The following is a 15576-nucleotide window of genomic DNA, read 5'->3' as shown; positions in this document are numbered from 1 at the left end:
ATAGTCTGGGCAGTTTTAATTAGCCGACTTGCTCGGATTTACTTGAAAATTGGCTTTGATACAGGTCATAATAAAAACCTTTTGCTTGGAGCAAGCTTTCATGATTTCCCTGCTCAATAATCTGTCCATCCTTAAGAACGAGAATCTTGTCTGCTTCTTGAATGGTAGAGAGACGGTGAGCGATAACAAAGCTGGTTCTTCCCTTCATCAAGCGTTTCATGGCTTTTTGAATCAAGAGTTCCAAACGGGTGTCAACAGAGGAAGTTGCTTCATCCAGAATGAGAATTTTAGGATTGGCTAGGAGGGCACGCGCGATGGTCAAAAGTTGTTTTTGCCCGAGGGAAATATTGCTTGACTCTTGGTTCATCTCCATGTTGTAACCGCCAGGAAGAGTTCGGATAAAGTGGTCTACATTTGCTGCTTTGGCAGCTTCTATTATTTCCTCGTCACTGGCGTCAAGATTTCCAAAACGTAGGTTTTCTTTGATCGTACCTTCATATAGCCAAGCATCCTGCAAGACCATCCCAAACTGACGGCGATAGTCTTGACGTGACAACTGGCGAATATCCTGCCCGTCAACCAAGATTGCGCCTGCTGTGACATCGTAAAAGCGCATAAGCAGATTGATCAAGGTCGTCTTACCAGCTCCAGTAGGACCAACAATCGCCACCATCTCTCCCGGTTGAACTTCTAGATTAAAGTCTCGAATCAATGGTTTGTTTTCAACATACTGGAAGTCAACATGTTGGAAGGTCACCTGACCTGTTAAGGGTTCAAGGATTTCGAGTTCTTCTCCCTTGACTTCCTCTGTCTCATCCAAGATCTCGAAGATGCGGTCTAGCGAAGACTTAGCACTTTGCATTTGACCCGCAAGTTGTGTGATGTTTTGGATAGGCTGGCTGACCTGCCAAACGTACTGAACAAAGGCCTGCATATTCCCCACTGTCAAGCGACCCGCAATCACTTGCAAACCACCAAGAACTGCAACGATCAGATAGGTCAAGTCCGATACAGCATGAAGGGCTGGCATCATGAGCCCAGAGATAAAGCTGGCTTTAAAGCCAACACGTTGGAGGTCGTCTGTAATCTTAGAAAATTCTTTATGAGAGGATTCCTCACGACCGTAGAGTTTCAAGACATTAAAACCTGTAAGATTTTCCTGCACATAGCCATTCATCCGTCCTAAAATAGCCGCCTGCTCTTTAAAATAAGGCTGAGAACGTTTCAGGATGCTTCTGGCACCAAAATAGGTCACTGGAATGGATAGAATCACCACTATAGCCAGTTGAAAGTTCAAGTATAAAACCATTCCCATGACGAGAACAATCGTTAGAACAGCATTGACAATTTGTAGGAAAGACTGTTGAAGAGCGTTGGACACTGTCTCAACGTCACTGGTAAATCGTCCCAATAAATCACCAAACTGGTGTTTGTCAAAGAAAGATACTGGGATACGATTGATTTTCTCGGTCATTTCATTTCGCAGATCCTGAGTCATGGACTGGACCGCATTGGTCATGAAATAGTTGGAATAATAAGAACCAAGTTCATACAAGAGACCTCTAAAGAGGTAAATGATTAAAACAGTTCCGATGTAGCCAGTATTGATACCAGCACCTGAAAGGCCCTTAGCCATGTCTAAGAGGTTTTTTGTCAACTCCGTAATGGCCAGCCCCAAGACAAAAGGCTCCAAGACACTCATGACCACACTCAAAACTTTTAGAAAGACTGCAAAGAAGACAGAAAAACGGTAAGCTTTTAAATAACTCCACAAACGAGCTAAACTAGATTGTGTTTTCATATTTCCTCCTATTCTTCTGTTAGAGATGCATTTTTCAACTGCGACTCAGCAATTTCACGATAGATGTCATTGGTTTCCATCAATTCCTCATGGCGACCGCGACCCACGATTTCCCCCTTATCAAGAACGATGATCTGATCCGCATCCATGATGGTTCCGACACGTTGAGCGACAATTAAAACCGTTGCATTCTGTGTTACTTCCTTGAGACGACGACGTAAAACGGCATCCGTACGATAGTCCAGGGCTGAAAAGGAATCGTCAAAAATATAGATATCAGGATTCTTTATAACCGCTCTGGCAATTGATAGGCGTTGTTTCTGTCCTCCAGAAAGATTGCTTCCGCCTTCAGCTAGATGGGTCGCAAAGCCTTCGTCTCGGCTATCGATAAACTCTTTGGCTTGCGCCACGTCTGCTGCCTGATTTAAGTCTGCAGAACTAGCGTCTTCTTTCCCATAGCGAATATTCTCAGCGATGGTTCCAGTAAAGAGTAAGGCCTTCTGTGGAATAAAACCAATCTTTTTACGGAGAGACTTAAGTCGATAATCCCTCACATCGACACCATCTACTTTGATTTTCCCAAGGGTAACATCGTAAAAACGAGGAATCAATTGCACAAGAGAAGACTTACCAGATCCGGTCGATCCGATAAAAGCAATGGTTTCACCTGGTTTGGCGCAGAACGAAATGTTGTGCAAAACAGGATTCTCCGTCTCACCAGGATAGGCAAAGGTGACATTTTCAAATTTCAAATAGCCATGGGTTGCTGTCTCTCTAACACCTCCTTCATTTGGATCAATAGAGATTGGCATCTCCATGACTTCTTTCAAGCGCTCACTCGAAACGGCTGTACGAGGGTACATGGTGAAGAGGCTAGATAAAAAAAGGAAGGACAAGAGAGCGTGAAAACTATATTCGATAAAGGCTACCAGATCCCCAATTTGAAGAGAACCTTGTTTGATAGGATCCAGAGCAAACCAGACAATAGCCACTATCATGGCAATGATAATCTGAACAAACAAGGGTTCCGTTAAACCAGTTAGTTTAAACAGACGATTGGAATTAGCTGCATAGACCGCATTTTGCCCTGCAAAGCGTTCCTCTTGGAATTCCTCACGAGCAAAGGCACGAATGACACGGAGTCCCATCAGATTTTCTCTAGCGTATTGATTGATCTTGTCTAAGGTAGCCTGCTGTTTCTCGGATAAAGGGCGAGTTTTAATAGCAACATAAATGACCACCACAGCCAAGAAAGGTACTGCAAAAGCTACTATCCAAGCTAATGACGGGCTGGTCAAAAAGATCATTAAAATACTAGACAACATCATCATGGGAGTGATGACACCCAGTTTTAAGGTCTGTTCTGCAAACTGCATGAGAACAAAGGCATCACTGGTGATACGAGTAACCAGTGATGATACTCCTATCTTTTCATATTCATGATGAGAATACTCTTGTAATTTGGCATAGAGATCATCCCTCATATCCTTGACCATATTGGTCGTCAGCTTGCTAGCTGCGTAGGCCAAGACTATACGCCCCAAGGTTCCACATAGGATAATCACCAGCATGATAGCAGCCCAAACATACAACTGATCTTCATTCCCTTTATTCACACCTTCATCAATCATCCGAGCCAGAACAGTTGGCAGTCCAAGATTGACGATAACAAAGAAAACCGCTCCAAAGAAATCCAAGAATAACCACTTGGGATATTTTTTCAAATAAGACCAAATATAGAGCATAACTCCTCCTTTCATAACTTTTTGATACAGAAAAGAGCGCGCATCCGCACGCCTTTCTTTCCCTAAGGAACTTTCCTAATCTAGAAAACTCCCTCTTTCACAAGAATGCCCCAAATAAAAACAAGACAGGCAGTCAAAGTCACCTAGTACTTTCGACTGTCTGTCTGGAATAACCTAGATTATTTTACAAAATCAAGCAATGCCAAGAAGCTTTCAGCTTCAAGTGATGCTCCACCAACAAGGGCACCATCCACATCTGGGCAAGCCATGTATGAAGCAACGTTTTCAGGTTTAACTGAACCACCGTATTGAACACGAACTTTGTCAGCAACTTCTTGACCAAAGTCAGCCGCTACAACGTCACGAACCACTTTACACATTTTTTGTGCGTCGTCTTGTGAAGCTGATTTACCAGTACCGATAGCCCAGATTGGCTCATAAGCGATAACTGATGCAGCAACTTGTTCAGCAGTCAATCCTGCCAAAGCAGCAGATACTTGAGCACCTACGAATTCAGCTGCTTTACCAGCTTCGTAAGTTTCAAGTGACTCACCACAACAGATGATTGGAAGCATACCATTTGCAAAGATTGCTTTTGCTTTTTTGTTGATATCTTCGTCAGTTTCATGGAAGTAGTCACGACGTTCTGAGTGACCGATAACAACGTAGTCTGTACCGATTTCTTTCAAAACTTGTGGGCTTGTTTCACCAGTGAAAGCACCTGCATTTTCAAAGTAGCAGTTTTGAGCAGCAACTTTAAGGTTTGAACCTTTAGCAGCAGCAAGAACAGTTGTCAAGTCAAGAGCAGGAGCTGCGATACCTGCTTCAACAAGGTCTGATGAAGGAAGTTTTGATGCAACGGCTTCAACGAATGCTTTTGCTTCTTCTGGATTTTTGTTCATTTTCCAGTTACCAGCGATAAATGGTTTACGTGACATTTCACATACCTCTTTTTTCATTTTATTTTCTATTATTTTATCATATTTATAAAGAGCTTGCAAACCTTACTCTAATTTTCAAGATTTTTCAAGCGACTAATCTTGCCACAAATTCATGGCATCGAGAAAATCAGCTGAAGCTTGAACTTGTTTAGGATTGTTTGCTTCTCTCTCAGCTCGTTTAGCTTCCACTTGGGCCACAGACTGGATGCCTTCATGGCGCCAATTCCGAAGGATAGCCTGAATATATTTCCAGTTTGGTTTGCCATTTAGAACAGCCTCTCGGAGAGCTTCTTTGATCAAATCCGCCTTGATTCCGTCTTCTTTGACAGTCTTGGAAAGATCTTCGATTTCAAACGGCGTTAGCAAGCGTCCCAATTCCTGCTGAAAAGTCTCAACCAAATCCTTCAATTGATTTTGCGGATTTGGGGTAGTTGTAGCTGGAGTTTGGCTGTCCAGCAAGCTATCCAAGCGTTCAAAAGCCAAACTAGCATCAAAAATAAGCTCAATCTCCCCATTTAGTTCAATCGTTCGGTATTGTAGTAGCCCATTTTCAGTCAAATTTGAAATGGATTGGTTGACATCTGAAAGTTCTTTTCCAATAGTTTCTGCGATTTGGCTTGGCGACAGCTCATCCAAGGCAGATGTATTTTGTAGATAGAAAAATTGCCAGACGAGAAAATCATCACTGGAAGGAAAGAGTTCCTTAAAATGCAAGAGCAGGGCACTTGGCAAGACCAAGTTCCCTGATTTAAAAGCGTCAAAATATGTCATAATTCCTCTTATAAATATCCAAATGAAGCCGCATCGTCCTCTACCTTTTTCCAGTCAAAGGGAGTTTCCTGATAAACAGCATAATTAACCCAGTTACTGAAAAAGAGGGCAGCTGATGAAGACCAACAGAGACACGGTGTCTCATTCACATCATCATTTTTGAAGTAATTTTCTGGAATGTGAGGATTAAGTCCTGCCTCATAATCACGAAAATACTCTTTTGCTAGAGTATCACGGTCATATTCTAAATGACCAAAACTATAAATCTCCCGAAGATCCCGACTGGCTAAAATTGAAACGCCGACTTGTTCTCCCTCAGAGAGGATTTCCAGATTGGTTTTTCCTAGTATCTCTTCCTTATAGATTTCTGTATGACGAGAATGGGGAGCTACATAGCTATCATCAAAACCACGAAAGAGAAGATGGCCCTCTTTCAAGGTATCCTGCGGGTAAATGCCTGACAATTTCTGCTCCATCTGGTGTTTTTCAACTCCATAGCGAGCATAAAGACCTGCTTGAGCACCCCAGCAGATATGCAGGGTAGAAAAAACATGCGTCTTGGACCATTCGATGACCTGTTTAAACTCCTCCCAGTAGTCCACCTCCTCAAAAGGCAAGTGCTCCACTGGTGCTCCTGTGATAATCATTCCATCAAAAAAGTCATCCTTGACCTCTGGAAAGGTCTTATAGAAGGTTTCCATATGTTCGGCACGGGTTGTCTTGGAACGGTGTGTTTCCATATATAAGAAATCAATATCTAATTGCAAAGGGGTATTAGCCAAATGCCGTAAGAGTTGCGTTTCTGTTACCATTTTTTGAGGCATGAGATTTAAAATCAAAATCTTCAAGGGGCGAATATCCTGATGAGCAGCCCGTTGGTCGTCCATAACAAAGATATTTTCTGTCCTTAAAATCTCCACAGCTGGTAATTTTTTATCAATTCGAATCGGCATAATACCCTCCTAACAGTTCTTTATTTCGGGAATGATCTTGTCTGTTTGAAAGTAAAAACCTCCAAATACTTCTTCCCTTTATTATACTGTATGAAGATATAGTTTTCAATTATAGTTTTTCTCTAACTAGCTATAGTTAATTTATATAGCAAAGGAAGAGAAAACAGCCCCAAGGACTGTTTTTCATTAATAATGCATAAGTACCTTGTAATCGTAATCTCCGATTTTTTCACGGCCTTTAAGCTCATCCAACTCAATCAAGAAAGCACAACCGGCTACAACTCCACCAAGTCTTTCAATCATCTCAATCGTTGCCTTGACAGTTCCACCTGTTGCCAAAAGATCATCTACGATGAGAACACGATGGCCTGGCTTGATCGCATCAGCGTGCATGGTCAAGGTATCAATACCATACTCTTTTTCATAGTCAGCAGAAATCACTTCACGTGGCAATTTCCCTGGTTTACGAACAGGAGCAAATCCAATTCCCAACTCAAAGGCAACGGGACAGCCGACAATAAATCCACGAGCTTCTGGTCCCACGATCATGTCGATTTTCTTGTCCGTTGCATACTGAACGATTTCACGAACTGCATAGCTATAAGCATTTCCATCTGCCATCAAAGGGCTGATATCACGGAAGGTGATGCCTTCCTTGGGATAATTTTCAATCGTTGCGATATAATCTTTTAAATTCATCTTTTTCTTTCTTTCAAAGTTTTTACTCTCTATTATACCATATTTTCTGTGAAAGAAGAAATAGAAGATTTTTATTTGCTAATCCAAGATTTCGTCCTGCTGATTTAAGATTCAAGTTTTAATCCAACCACTGAATATAGGCTGTTTTATCTTCACTATTATAACCAGCTCCCTTATAAAAATTCCGAATACTTGCATTTTTAGAACCTGTCAGGAGCATCATCTTATAACAATTTTCCTCTTTAGCTATCTGTTTAGCATATTCAAGACAGGCACTTGCATACCCTTTCCCTCTATCTTCTTCTCGGGTCACCACATTTTCTATCAAAGCATAGGGCTCACACCTCTTGTCAAGTTGGGAATAATGATACAAATACAGGAGGAGACTATTCTTCCTTCCACCTCTTTCACGATAACATGATGGCGCTGGTCGGAAATCATCTCACTCCATACTTGCTGCAAATGAAGACTATCTTCTGGGATATCTTTCTCATGTAAGGACAGGTAGAGATTTAATAACTCAAATAAATCCTCCTGTACAGCTTCTCTCAACAATTTTATTTCCTCCAATCCTTTGTTGATAGATTTGAATAAAAAAACTCTGACCGAAGCCAGAGATTTTAGTTGATTAAAGTGAGTTCACGTCAACCTTGATACCAACACCTTGAGTAGTTGTGATTGTCAAGTTTGTTACGTAAGTTCCTTTAGCTGTAGCTGGTTTTGCTTTTTGGATTGTTTCGTTGAAAGCTTTAAAGTTTTCAACCAATTTTTCAGCTTCAAATGATACTTTACCGATGATTGCTTGAACGTTACCTGCACGGTCAGCACGGTAAGTGATTTTACCACCTTTAGACTCTTCAACTGCTTTAGCAACATCCATTGTTACAGTACCAGTTTTAGGGTTTGGCATCAAGTTACGTGGTCCAAGGACACGTCCTAGACGTCCAACAAGAGCCATCATGTCAGGTGTAGCGATAACTACGTCAAAGTCCAACCAACCGTCGTTGATTTTCGCAACAAGATCATCTTCACCAACGAAGTCTGCACCAGCAGCTTTTGCTTCTTCAGCTTTTGCACCACGTGCAAAAACAAGAACGCGTGAAGTTTTACCAGTACCGTTTGGCAATACCATTGCGCCACGGATTTGTTGGTCAGCTTTTTTTACGTCGATGTTCAAGTTGTAAGCAACTTCCACAGTTGCGTCAAATTTTGCAAAGTTAGTTTCTTTTGCAAGTGCTACAGCTTCTTCTACACTGTATGCTTTTGTGCTGTCGATTTTCTCAAGAGCAGCACGAAGTTGTTTGCTTTTTTTAGCCATTTTCTATTCTCCTTGTAAGTGGTTCAATCGATTTTCATCTCCCACGTCACTTCTCGAAATGATGAAGTCTTGCGGGTTATATTGGGGTGTTATTGATTAGTCAACAACAGTGAATCCCATAGAACGAGCAGTACCTTCGATCATACGCATTGCAGACTCAATGTTTGCTGCGTTCAAATCTGGCATCTTAGTTTCTGCAATTTCTTGTACTTGTGCACGAGTAACTGTAGCAACTTTAGTTTTGTTAGGTGTACCTGATCCTTTTTCAACACCTGCAGCTTTTTTCAAAAGAACAGCAGCTGGTGGTGTTTTTGTAACGAAAGTAAATGATTTGTCTTCGTATACTGAGATAACAACTGGAATGATCATACCAGCTTGGTCAGCTGTACGAGCGTTGAACTCTTTTGTGAATCCCATGATGTTGATACCAGCTTGACCAAGAGCAGGTCCAACCGGTGGAGCTGGTGTAGCTTTACCAGCAGGGATTTGCAATTTTACAAGTTTTTCGACTTTTTTAGCCATTTTTAAATCCTCCTTTGTGGTTTTGGCGGTAATGTAAGATTTTTACCTCCCACAAGTATGCTTTACACATACCTTTCCATTATACACTATTTATCTAAAAATGCAAGAGAAAAATTACTTTTTTAATCGACATAATCTCCACCTTCAAAGCCATAGTACTCTTCCAAACTGAGACCACTTGCAGCAATTTCTTTGGCTTCTTTTCCGACGTAGCGAAGATGCCATTCTTCCGCCATGTAGCCAGTCTCTTTTTCCTTGCCTTTGAGATAGCGAACAACAAAGCCATAGTCAGCTGCATGGTCCAAGAGCCACTGGGCCGCCTTCTCCTCTGTCACTAACTCTCCGTTAGTCCCAATCAAATCAAAAGCAAGACCCGTTTGGTGTTCACTATAACCTGGTCGAGCTGAGTAGCGATCTGCTGCTTCCTTACCGTCTTGATTCACATAGTCTTGATAAAGTTTGGTTTGAGTTTCATAACTTCTAAAACCACTGTAGTGATCACTGATTGGATAGCCAGCTGCTTGCATTGCTGCAATGAGCTTCAGCAACTCTGCTTTAGCTGTTGGATTTTCTCCTGGATTATAGTCTTTTGACAAAGGATAGTGCTTATTAGCTATGACGATTTCATCGTACTTCCCTTGAATACTATAGTAATCTCCCTTATTGACAACTTCTGCCTTCTTCTGACTAGAAGCTTGAGACTTGCTCCCTACAGTTCCTTCAGGTTGACTAGTTTGTTCCGTTTTTTGAGTGTTTTCTTCATTTTTAGGTTTTTCTTGAGAACATGCTGCTAGGGTTACTGCCAGCAAACCAGATAAAACGATGTATCTTTTTTTCATTTTTTTCTTCCTCTCTTAAACCACATACTTCTCTAGTTCATCGGATAAGGCTTTAATCATTTGTTCCAACTCATGGGATTTCACTTGGCATTCTTCTGCTGCCATTTCTTCCCAGGGCACCCACCAGACTGGACCACGGCCATTAAGCCCATGACCCTTCATATCACCTGACCGTCTTGGAAAGAGGTGCCAGTGAGCGTGGGCATCTCCATTTCCTAGCAGTTCGATGTTCATCTTTTCAGCTTTAAACGCTTTGGCAACAGCTTCTTGGACCAAACTCATTTCCTCTAGAAAACGAAGTTTTTCAGAAGTCTCCATATAGTGAAGTTCTGTGACATGCTCTTTTGCTAGAAATAAGGTATAACCCTTAAAGTATTGATGGTCTCCAATGACCACATAGCCTGTTTCTAGTTCTTTTACAAAGTAGGGATTTTCCCCTGCCTTGATCCATTCAATTCTTTGACAAATTAAGCACATATTAGTCCACCAAGGTGCTCTTGAGATAGGCGTCTACCATACGCTCTGTCGCCACTACTGAATCAATGTGTGTTCGTTCGTAAGAGTGACTGGATTCAATACCAGCTCCAAGGAGGGCATGTTTGACCTCTGCTCCTGCTGACATAGCTGCCGAAGCATCCGAACCGTAAAATGGATAAATGTCGAGCTTAAATGGAATATCTTTCTCCTTCGCCAAAGCTACCAAGTGTTGACGGAAGTCGTAGTGATAGGGACCTGAAGCGTCCTTGACACAGATAGACACTGTATACTCATCCGTCTGCTGGTCATCGCCCATAGCTCCCATATCTACAGCCAGATATTCCACTACCTGAGCAGGAATATTGGAGTTAGCACCATGGCCAACCTCTTCAAAGACTGAAAAAGCAAAATGAGTTGTTACTGGCAACTCAATTCCCTCTTCCTTATAAACACGAAGAAGATTGAGCAAAATCGCTGCACTGACTTTGTCGTCCAAGTGACGTGACTTGATAAAACCAGTCTCTGTCACGACAGTTCGCGGGTCAAAGCTGATAAAATCACCGACCTCAATACCCATGACGCGGGTTTCTTTTTCATTGGTCACTTTTGCATCCAAACGCACTTCCATATTGTCCTGCATACGTTCAGCAGTTCCTGCATCTTTGTAGACATGGCAAGAAGTCTGGTGGATGAGGATGGTTCCAGATACCTTTTTACCTGTGCTAGCCACATGAACCGTACAGTTTTCCCCCTCAATCATGTTCCAAGGAAAACCACCGATACGGTCCAATTTGAGACGGCCATCCGGTTTGACTGCACGAACAATAGCACCCAGCGTATCCACATGGGCTGTCACATAGCGTTGTTGTTCATCATTTTGACCTTTAATGGTCACATTGACACCACCCTTGGCTGTACGAACTGGCTGGTAGCCAAGTTTCTCTAAAGTATGGACTAGATAATCTGAGATCTCACGAGTAAAGCCTGTTGGAGATGCAATAGCGGTTAGTTCTTTGATATATTCTACAGTTTGATTCATTTCTTCACCTCTTTTGCTACCTATTATAGCACATTTCAGTAGAGAGGAAAAAAGAAAAATCACTCCTGTAGAGTTGACTTACAAAAGTGATTTCTATTTTTTATTCCATTTCAAAAACATCGCTTTCTTGCTTGTTTGGTAGAACCAATGAAAGCAAGATTCCGATAATAGCTGGCACTAGCCATGGAAGAGAGGCAGCTGCAAACGGAAGGGCATTAATCAGATTTTCTAGAAACTCAATCTTAAAGGAAGTTCCAAGGACACTTGCAAGAGCAATAGCTGTAACAAGCCCAATAGTTAACTGCATGCCTGGTTTTGATAGGGCTACAAACTTATTAACAATCACGATCATCACAATGGCGATGGTGATTGGGTACAAGATTACCAGTACTGGCACTGAGTACTTAATGATTGCATCAAGACCAAGATTTGCAATAGCAAACCCAATCAAGGTAAAGGCAGTTGCATAGACCTTGTAGCTGATTTGTGGGAAACGTCCGTTAAAGAACTCTGCTGTCGACACAATCAAGCCAACTGTCGTTGTGAAGCAGGTTACAGTTACCATAACAGCAAGGAAGAGTTGAGCTGTTGAACCAAAGATTTCCTGAGTTGCTTGTGACAAGATATAAACACCTGGTGTTCCACCCTTCATCACTTCTGCTGGTACCGGGAAATGATTTCCAAGGAATCCTAAACCAATGTAGAGGGCGCTGAAAGCAAGAGCTACAACGATACCAACAACCCAAATAGTTGAAATATACTCTTTCTTACTGGAGAATCCAAGTTGTTTCAAGGTTTGAACTGCAATCACACTAAAGGCAACTGAAGCAAGGGCATCCAAGGTATTATAACCTTCTAGGAATCCTGTACCAAAGGCAGAAGCTTGATAAGCAGCTGACGCAGTTTGAGGACTTGTTCCACCGTATTTGAAAGCTCCCAGTACAACCAAGATAACGATCAACAAGGCAAAAACTGGCGTTAAGATACGTCCGATTCGATCCAAAATCTTTGATGGATTGAGTGAAATCAGATAGGCTGCTGCAAAATACAGCACAGTAAAGATAATCAATCCTAGACCTTTATTTGCTTCAGACAAGAGGGGGCTAATCCCAACTTCGTAAGCTGTTGTAGCTGTACGCGGAATAGCAAAGAAGGGACCAATCGATAGATAGAGAACTGCAAGATAAAGAGTTGCAAACCAAGGTGAGATTTTCTTAGAAATCTCGTGAATGTATCCTTTAGGGTTTAGAGTTCCAATAATAAGTGTCAAGACGGCAATACCGACACCTGAAAAGACAAAACCTGCGATGGCAGGAAGAAACTGTTCTCCAGATAAAGCACCTAGAGAAGGTGGAAAAATCAAGTTTCCCGCACCAAAAAATATTCCAAACAGGAGCAAGCCTGTTAGGGCACCTTTTTTAGCCATAATAATCTCCTTCATATTTCTAAAATACTGACCTAGTATACCATGATTAAGACTCTGAAAAAAGTATCCAAAATTAATCATTGAATGTTTTCAATATTTTTAAAAATAAGAATTATCTAAAAACAAAATCCCTCACTCAGTTGGAACCGAGCAAGGGAAGATTAGGATCTATCTCCATATAGGTTTAAAGATTTTCAAAGGCCGTCATTCCACCTTGAACATTGATGACCTTGTATCCATGCTCCTCTAAAAATTGGCAAGCACGAGCTGAACGAATGCCCGACTTACAGATGACATAATGCAAGAGGTCCTTGTCCAACTGATCATAAGTATCCGCTAGTTGACTGAGAGGAAAATTCTGAGCACCTTCTAAATGAAGCGGCTCGAACTCTTCTACTTCTCTAACATCTAAGACTGAAAGGGACTCTTTCTGATAGAGCTGGTAAAATGCGTCGAAGGCTATTTCTTTCATCATTTCTTCTTTTTGATGCCATTAAGGCAAGATTAAAACCCCATAGGTAAATCCAATCGACTCTAAAAATCGGAACAAGTCTTGGGTTTTAATAAAAATAGTCTTTTCATTGGTATTGGGATGGAAAGTCATGATCTCTTCTGACAAAATATCTTTGTCAAAGTATACCTGAATATCTTTTTCTGCATTATTCAACAAACCAAAAGGTGACACCGTCCCTGCTGACAGGTTCATTTTCTCAGCCAAAGAATCTGCTGAAGCCATGCGAATCCGATTAGCTCCCACTTGAACTTTAAAGTCATCCATATCCAATCGTTTCTTGTCATCCATTATGAGTAGATAGTACTGGGTTTTCTTCCTATTGGTCAAAAACATGGACTTAGTCCGGACTCCTTCCATTCCTTCAATATAGCTATCTGCCTGCTCTGTCGTAAATACAGGTGGGTGCTCCACCACATCAAAGGTGATTCCCAACTCTTGCAAGGTATTAGCTACTTGTTGATAAGCGTCCATAGTTTTTCTCCTTTATTGATGAATAATCTTTTGTACCAATGCTTGCAACTCTGGCACCACTTCTACCTCAAACCAAGGATTTTTGGCCATCCAGATTTGATTTCGTGGTGACGGGTGAACTAAAGGAAAATACTCTGGCAAATAGTCTTTGTAGCATTTTACTCGCTCTGTTACCTTGCCACTAACCTTCTCATGAAGATAATAGGCCTGAGCATATTGTCCAATCAAAAGAGTTAATTCAATATTTGGACATTCCTTGAGGAGTTGTGGGTGCCATTTTTCGGCAAAGCCTTTACGGGGTGGAAGGTCGCCTGATTTCCCATGTCCTGGGAAATAAAAGTCCATAGGAATAACTGCAAACAACCCTGAATTGTAAAAGGTGTCTTCATCTACACCTAACCAATCTCGCAAGCGATCGCCGCTCTTATCCTTCCAGTAAATCCCAGCTTCTTGCGTTTTAAAGCCCGGAGCTTGTCCGACAATATTGATGCGAGCAGTCTTTGGCGCCGCAAAGAGAGGTTCGATTCCGCGTTCTGTATAACTGGTATTCTGTGGATCCGCCATAATGGCTTGTTTGATCTCTTCGATTTGAGACATCTGTTTTCCCTCCAAAAAGAAGTCCAAGCATAAAATCTCAGACTTCTATCGTTTTATTTGATCAATTCATAAATAGCTTCAGCATAGATTGCTGCTGCTCGGAAGAGATCGTCCAAGGCGATAAATTCGTTGGCTTGGTGCATGGTGTCGATTGAGTCCGGGAACATGGCACCGTAGGCAACTCCACGTTCCAGCAAGCGACCGAAGGTACCACCACCGATGACTTGTTCATGACCTTGAAGTCCAGTTTGTTTTTCATAGACATTCAACAAGGTTTGCACAAGTGGATCTTCCATTGGCACATAGTGAGGGGTGTGACCATGTTCAGAGAGGCTAACAGAAGCAACTGGTAAGTTTTCAAGAACTGATTTGATTTGCTCTGGGCTTGTTCCTTTTGGATAGCGGAAGTTGAGGGCAATCGTATTGTCAGCACTTGTTTCATCGAAGCGGAAAACACCTGCATTCATAGAAAGGGCACCCATTTTTTCATCCACATGAGCAACCTTGAGATTTTCACCCTCATGGTCATTCAAGAGAATCTTACCAGCGATGTCGAGGTAGTCTTTGGCTGGTCCAGCAAAGTTAAATTGGTTGAGGAAGAGTGCTAGGTAAGTAGCTCCATTGACACCTGAAGCAGGCATAGCACCATGAGCTGATTTACCAATGATGGTCACCTTGTATTTGCCAGCTTCTTCTTTGATCTCTCCTCTGAGTTTGTGTTCAGCAACAAAGGCATCTAGTTTCGCTTGCAAGTTATCCAAGTCACCTGAAACGACTGCTGTCGCTGATTCAGGTACCATGTTTTCACGCAAGCCACCTGTAAAACTGTGAAGACGAGCTGCGCCAGTATTTTCACCTGCAAAGTGGAGGTATTCAGTGATGTTTCCTTTTTCACCATTGATGATTGGAAACTCAGCGTCTGGAGAGAAACCGAAGTCTGGTTTTTCAAGTCCTACATGTTCAAAGTAGTAGTCCATGTCTGCCCAGCCTGATTCTTCGTCTGTTCCGACGATGAAACGAACTTTCTTAGAAGTTGGAAGGCCCAATTCTTTGATGATTTTCAAGCCATAGTAACAAGCTGTTGTAGGCCCCTTGTCATCTGAAGCTCCACGCGCATAAAGGCGACCGTCTTTGATAGTTGGTGTGTAAGGGTCCGTGTCCCAACCGCTACCAGCTGGCACCACGTCCATGTGGGCAAAGATTCCGAGAACTTCTTCTCCTTCACCAAACTCAAAATGTCCTGCGTAGTTATCGACATTCTTAGTTGGATAGCCATCGCGGTCTGCGATTTCAAGGAATTTTTCCAAGGCTTTTACTGGACCAGGTCCAAAGGGATGCTGCGCATCAGCCTTACTATCATCACGTTCTGAGTTGATTTCCAAAAGGCTAAACAAGTCAGCCAAGAGGTCTTCTTTGCGTTTTTCTACTTCTGCTGTAAAATCAATTGCTGTCATTTTTTCTTC

16 protein-coding genes and 1 pseudogene are annotated in these 15576 nt (G+C 42.0%); all 17 read right to left on the bottom strand.

Features of this window, described 5'->3' with window-relative positions:
- Positions 1-19: 19 nt before the first annotated feature.
- The gene (locus tag GOM48_RS02330; protein WP_235098117.1) at positions 20-1801 is read right to left on the bottom strand and encodes an ABC transporter ATP-binding protein; all 1782 of its coding nucleotides are present in this window, start codon (positions 1799-1801) and stop codon (positions 20-22) included.
- A gap of 8 nt (positions 1802-1809) precedes the next feature.
- Entirely contained in the window at positions 1810-3546 is a 1737-nt protein-coding gene (locus GOM48_RS02325; protein ID WP_235098115.1) for an ABC transporter ATP-binding protein, read from the bottom strand.
- 179 nt (positions 3547-3725) lie between these two features.
- Positions 3726-4484: a triose-phosphate isomerase gene (gene tpiA / locus GOM48_RS02320; RefSeq protein ID WP_000087893.1), complete on the bottom strand. Its 759-nt coding sequence runs from the start codon at positions 4482-4484 to the stop codon at positions 3726-3728.
- A gap of 96 nt (positions 4485-4580) precedes the next feature.
- Positions 4581-5258 (bottom strand): DnaD domain-containing protein, encoded by a 678-nt coding sequence (locus GOM48_RS02315; RefSeq protein ID WP_235098114.1) that lies wholly within the window; start codon positions 5256-5258, stop codon positions 4581-4583.
- An 8-nt stretch (positions 5259-5266) separates the two neighbouring features.
- Positions 5267-6211 (bottom strand): homoserine O-acetyltransferase MetA, encoded by a 945-nt coding sequence (gene metA / locus GOM48_RS02310; RefSeq protein WP_235098112.1) that lies wholly within the window; start codon positions 6209-6211, stop codon positions 5267-5269.
- Between the two features lie 186 nt (positions 6212-6397).
- Positions 6398-6910, bottom strand: coding sequence for an adenine phosphoribosyltransferase (locus GOM48_RS02305; RefSeq protein ID WP_235098110.1), 513 nt, complete (start codon positions 6908-6910; stop codon positions 6398-6400).
- 118 nt (positions 6911-7028) lie between these two features.
- Positions 7029-7465 (bottom strand): annotated as a pseudogene (locus GOM48_RS02300) (GNAT family N-acetyltransferase).
- Between the two features lie 73 nt (positions 7466-7538).
- Positions 7539-8228: a 50S ribosomal protein L1 gene (gene rplA, locus GOM48_RS02295; RefSeq protein WP_001085675.1), complete on the bottom strand. Its 690-nt coding sequence runs from the start codon at positions 8226-8228 to the stop codon at positions 7539-7541.
- Between the two features lie 96 nt (positions 8229-8324).
- Positions 8325-8750, bottom strand: a complete 426-nt coding sequence (gene rplK / locus GOM48_RS02290; protein WP_001085808.1) for a 50S ribosomal protein L11 — start codon at positions 8748-8750, stop codon at positions 8325-8327.
- A gap of 122 nt (positions 8751-8872) precedes the next feature.
- Positions 8873-9589, bottom strand: a complete 717-nt coding sequence (gene ldcB, locus GOM48_RS02285) for an LD-carboxypeptidase LdcB/DacB (protein WP_061453363.1) — start codon at positions 9587-9589, stop codon at positions 8873-8875.
- A 15-nt stretch (positions 9590-9604) separates the two neighbouring features.
- Entirely contained in the window at positions 9605-10066 is a 462-nt protein-coding gene (locus GOM48_RS02280; RefSeq protein ID WP_235098108.1) for an HIT family protein, read from the bottom strand.
- Position 10067: 1 nt separating this feature from the next.
- Complete coding sequence (locus tag GOM48_RS02275) at positions 10068-11105, bottom strand: M42 family metallopeptidase (RefSeq protein ID WP_235098106.1); 1038 nt, start codon at positions 11103-11105, stop codon at positions 10068-10070.
- A 100-nt stretch (positions 11106-11205) separates the two neighbouring features.
- Complete coding sequence (gene brnQ / locus GOM48_RS02270) at positions 11206-12531, bottom strand: branched-chain amino acid transport system II carrier protein (protein WP_084946357.1); 1326 nt, start codon at positions 12529-12531, stop codon at positions 11206-11208.
- A 184-nt stretch (positions 12532-12715) separates the two neighbouring features.
- On the bottom strand, positions 12716-13003 hold the full coding sequence (locus GOM48_RS02265; protein ID WP_235098723.1) for a rhodanese-like domain-containing protein: 288 nt from the start codon (positions 13001-13003) through the stop codon (positions 12716-12718).
- 21 nt (positions 13004-13024) lie between these two features.
- Entirely contained in the window at positions 13025-13516 is a 492-nt protein-coding gene (locus tag GOM48_RS02260; protein WP_235098103.1) for a prolyl-tRNA synthetase associated domain-containing protein, read from the bottom strand.
- A gap of 12 nt (positions 13517-13528) precedes the next feature.
- On the bottom strand, positions 13529-14113 hold the full coding sequence (locus GOM48_RS02255) for a uracil-DNA glycosylase family protein (protein WP_235098101.1): 585 nt from the start codon (positions 14111-14113) through the stop codon (positions 13529-13531).
- Positions 14114-14166: 53 nt separating this feature from the next.
- A complete protein-coding gene (pepV, locus tag GOM48_RS02250) occupies positions 14167-15567 on the bottom strand; it encodes a dipeptidase PepV (protein WP_235098099.1) in 1401 nt (466 codons plus the stop codon).
- Positions 15568-15576 lie beyond the last annotated feature (9 nt).

This window comes from Streptococcus oralis (assembly GCF_021497885.1).
In the GTDB taxonomy this organism is placed as follows: Bacteria; Bacillota; Bacilli; order Lactobacillales; family Streptococcaceae; genus Streptococcus; species Streptococcus oralis_BQ.
This window is presented reverse-complemented; position numbering and strand designations above follow the sequence as displayed.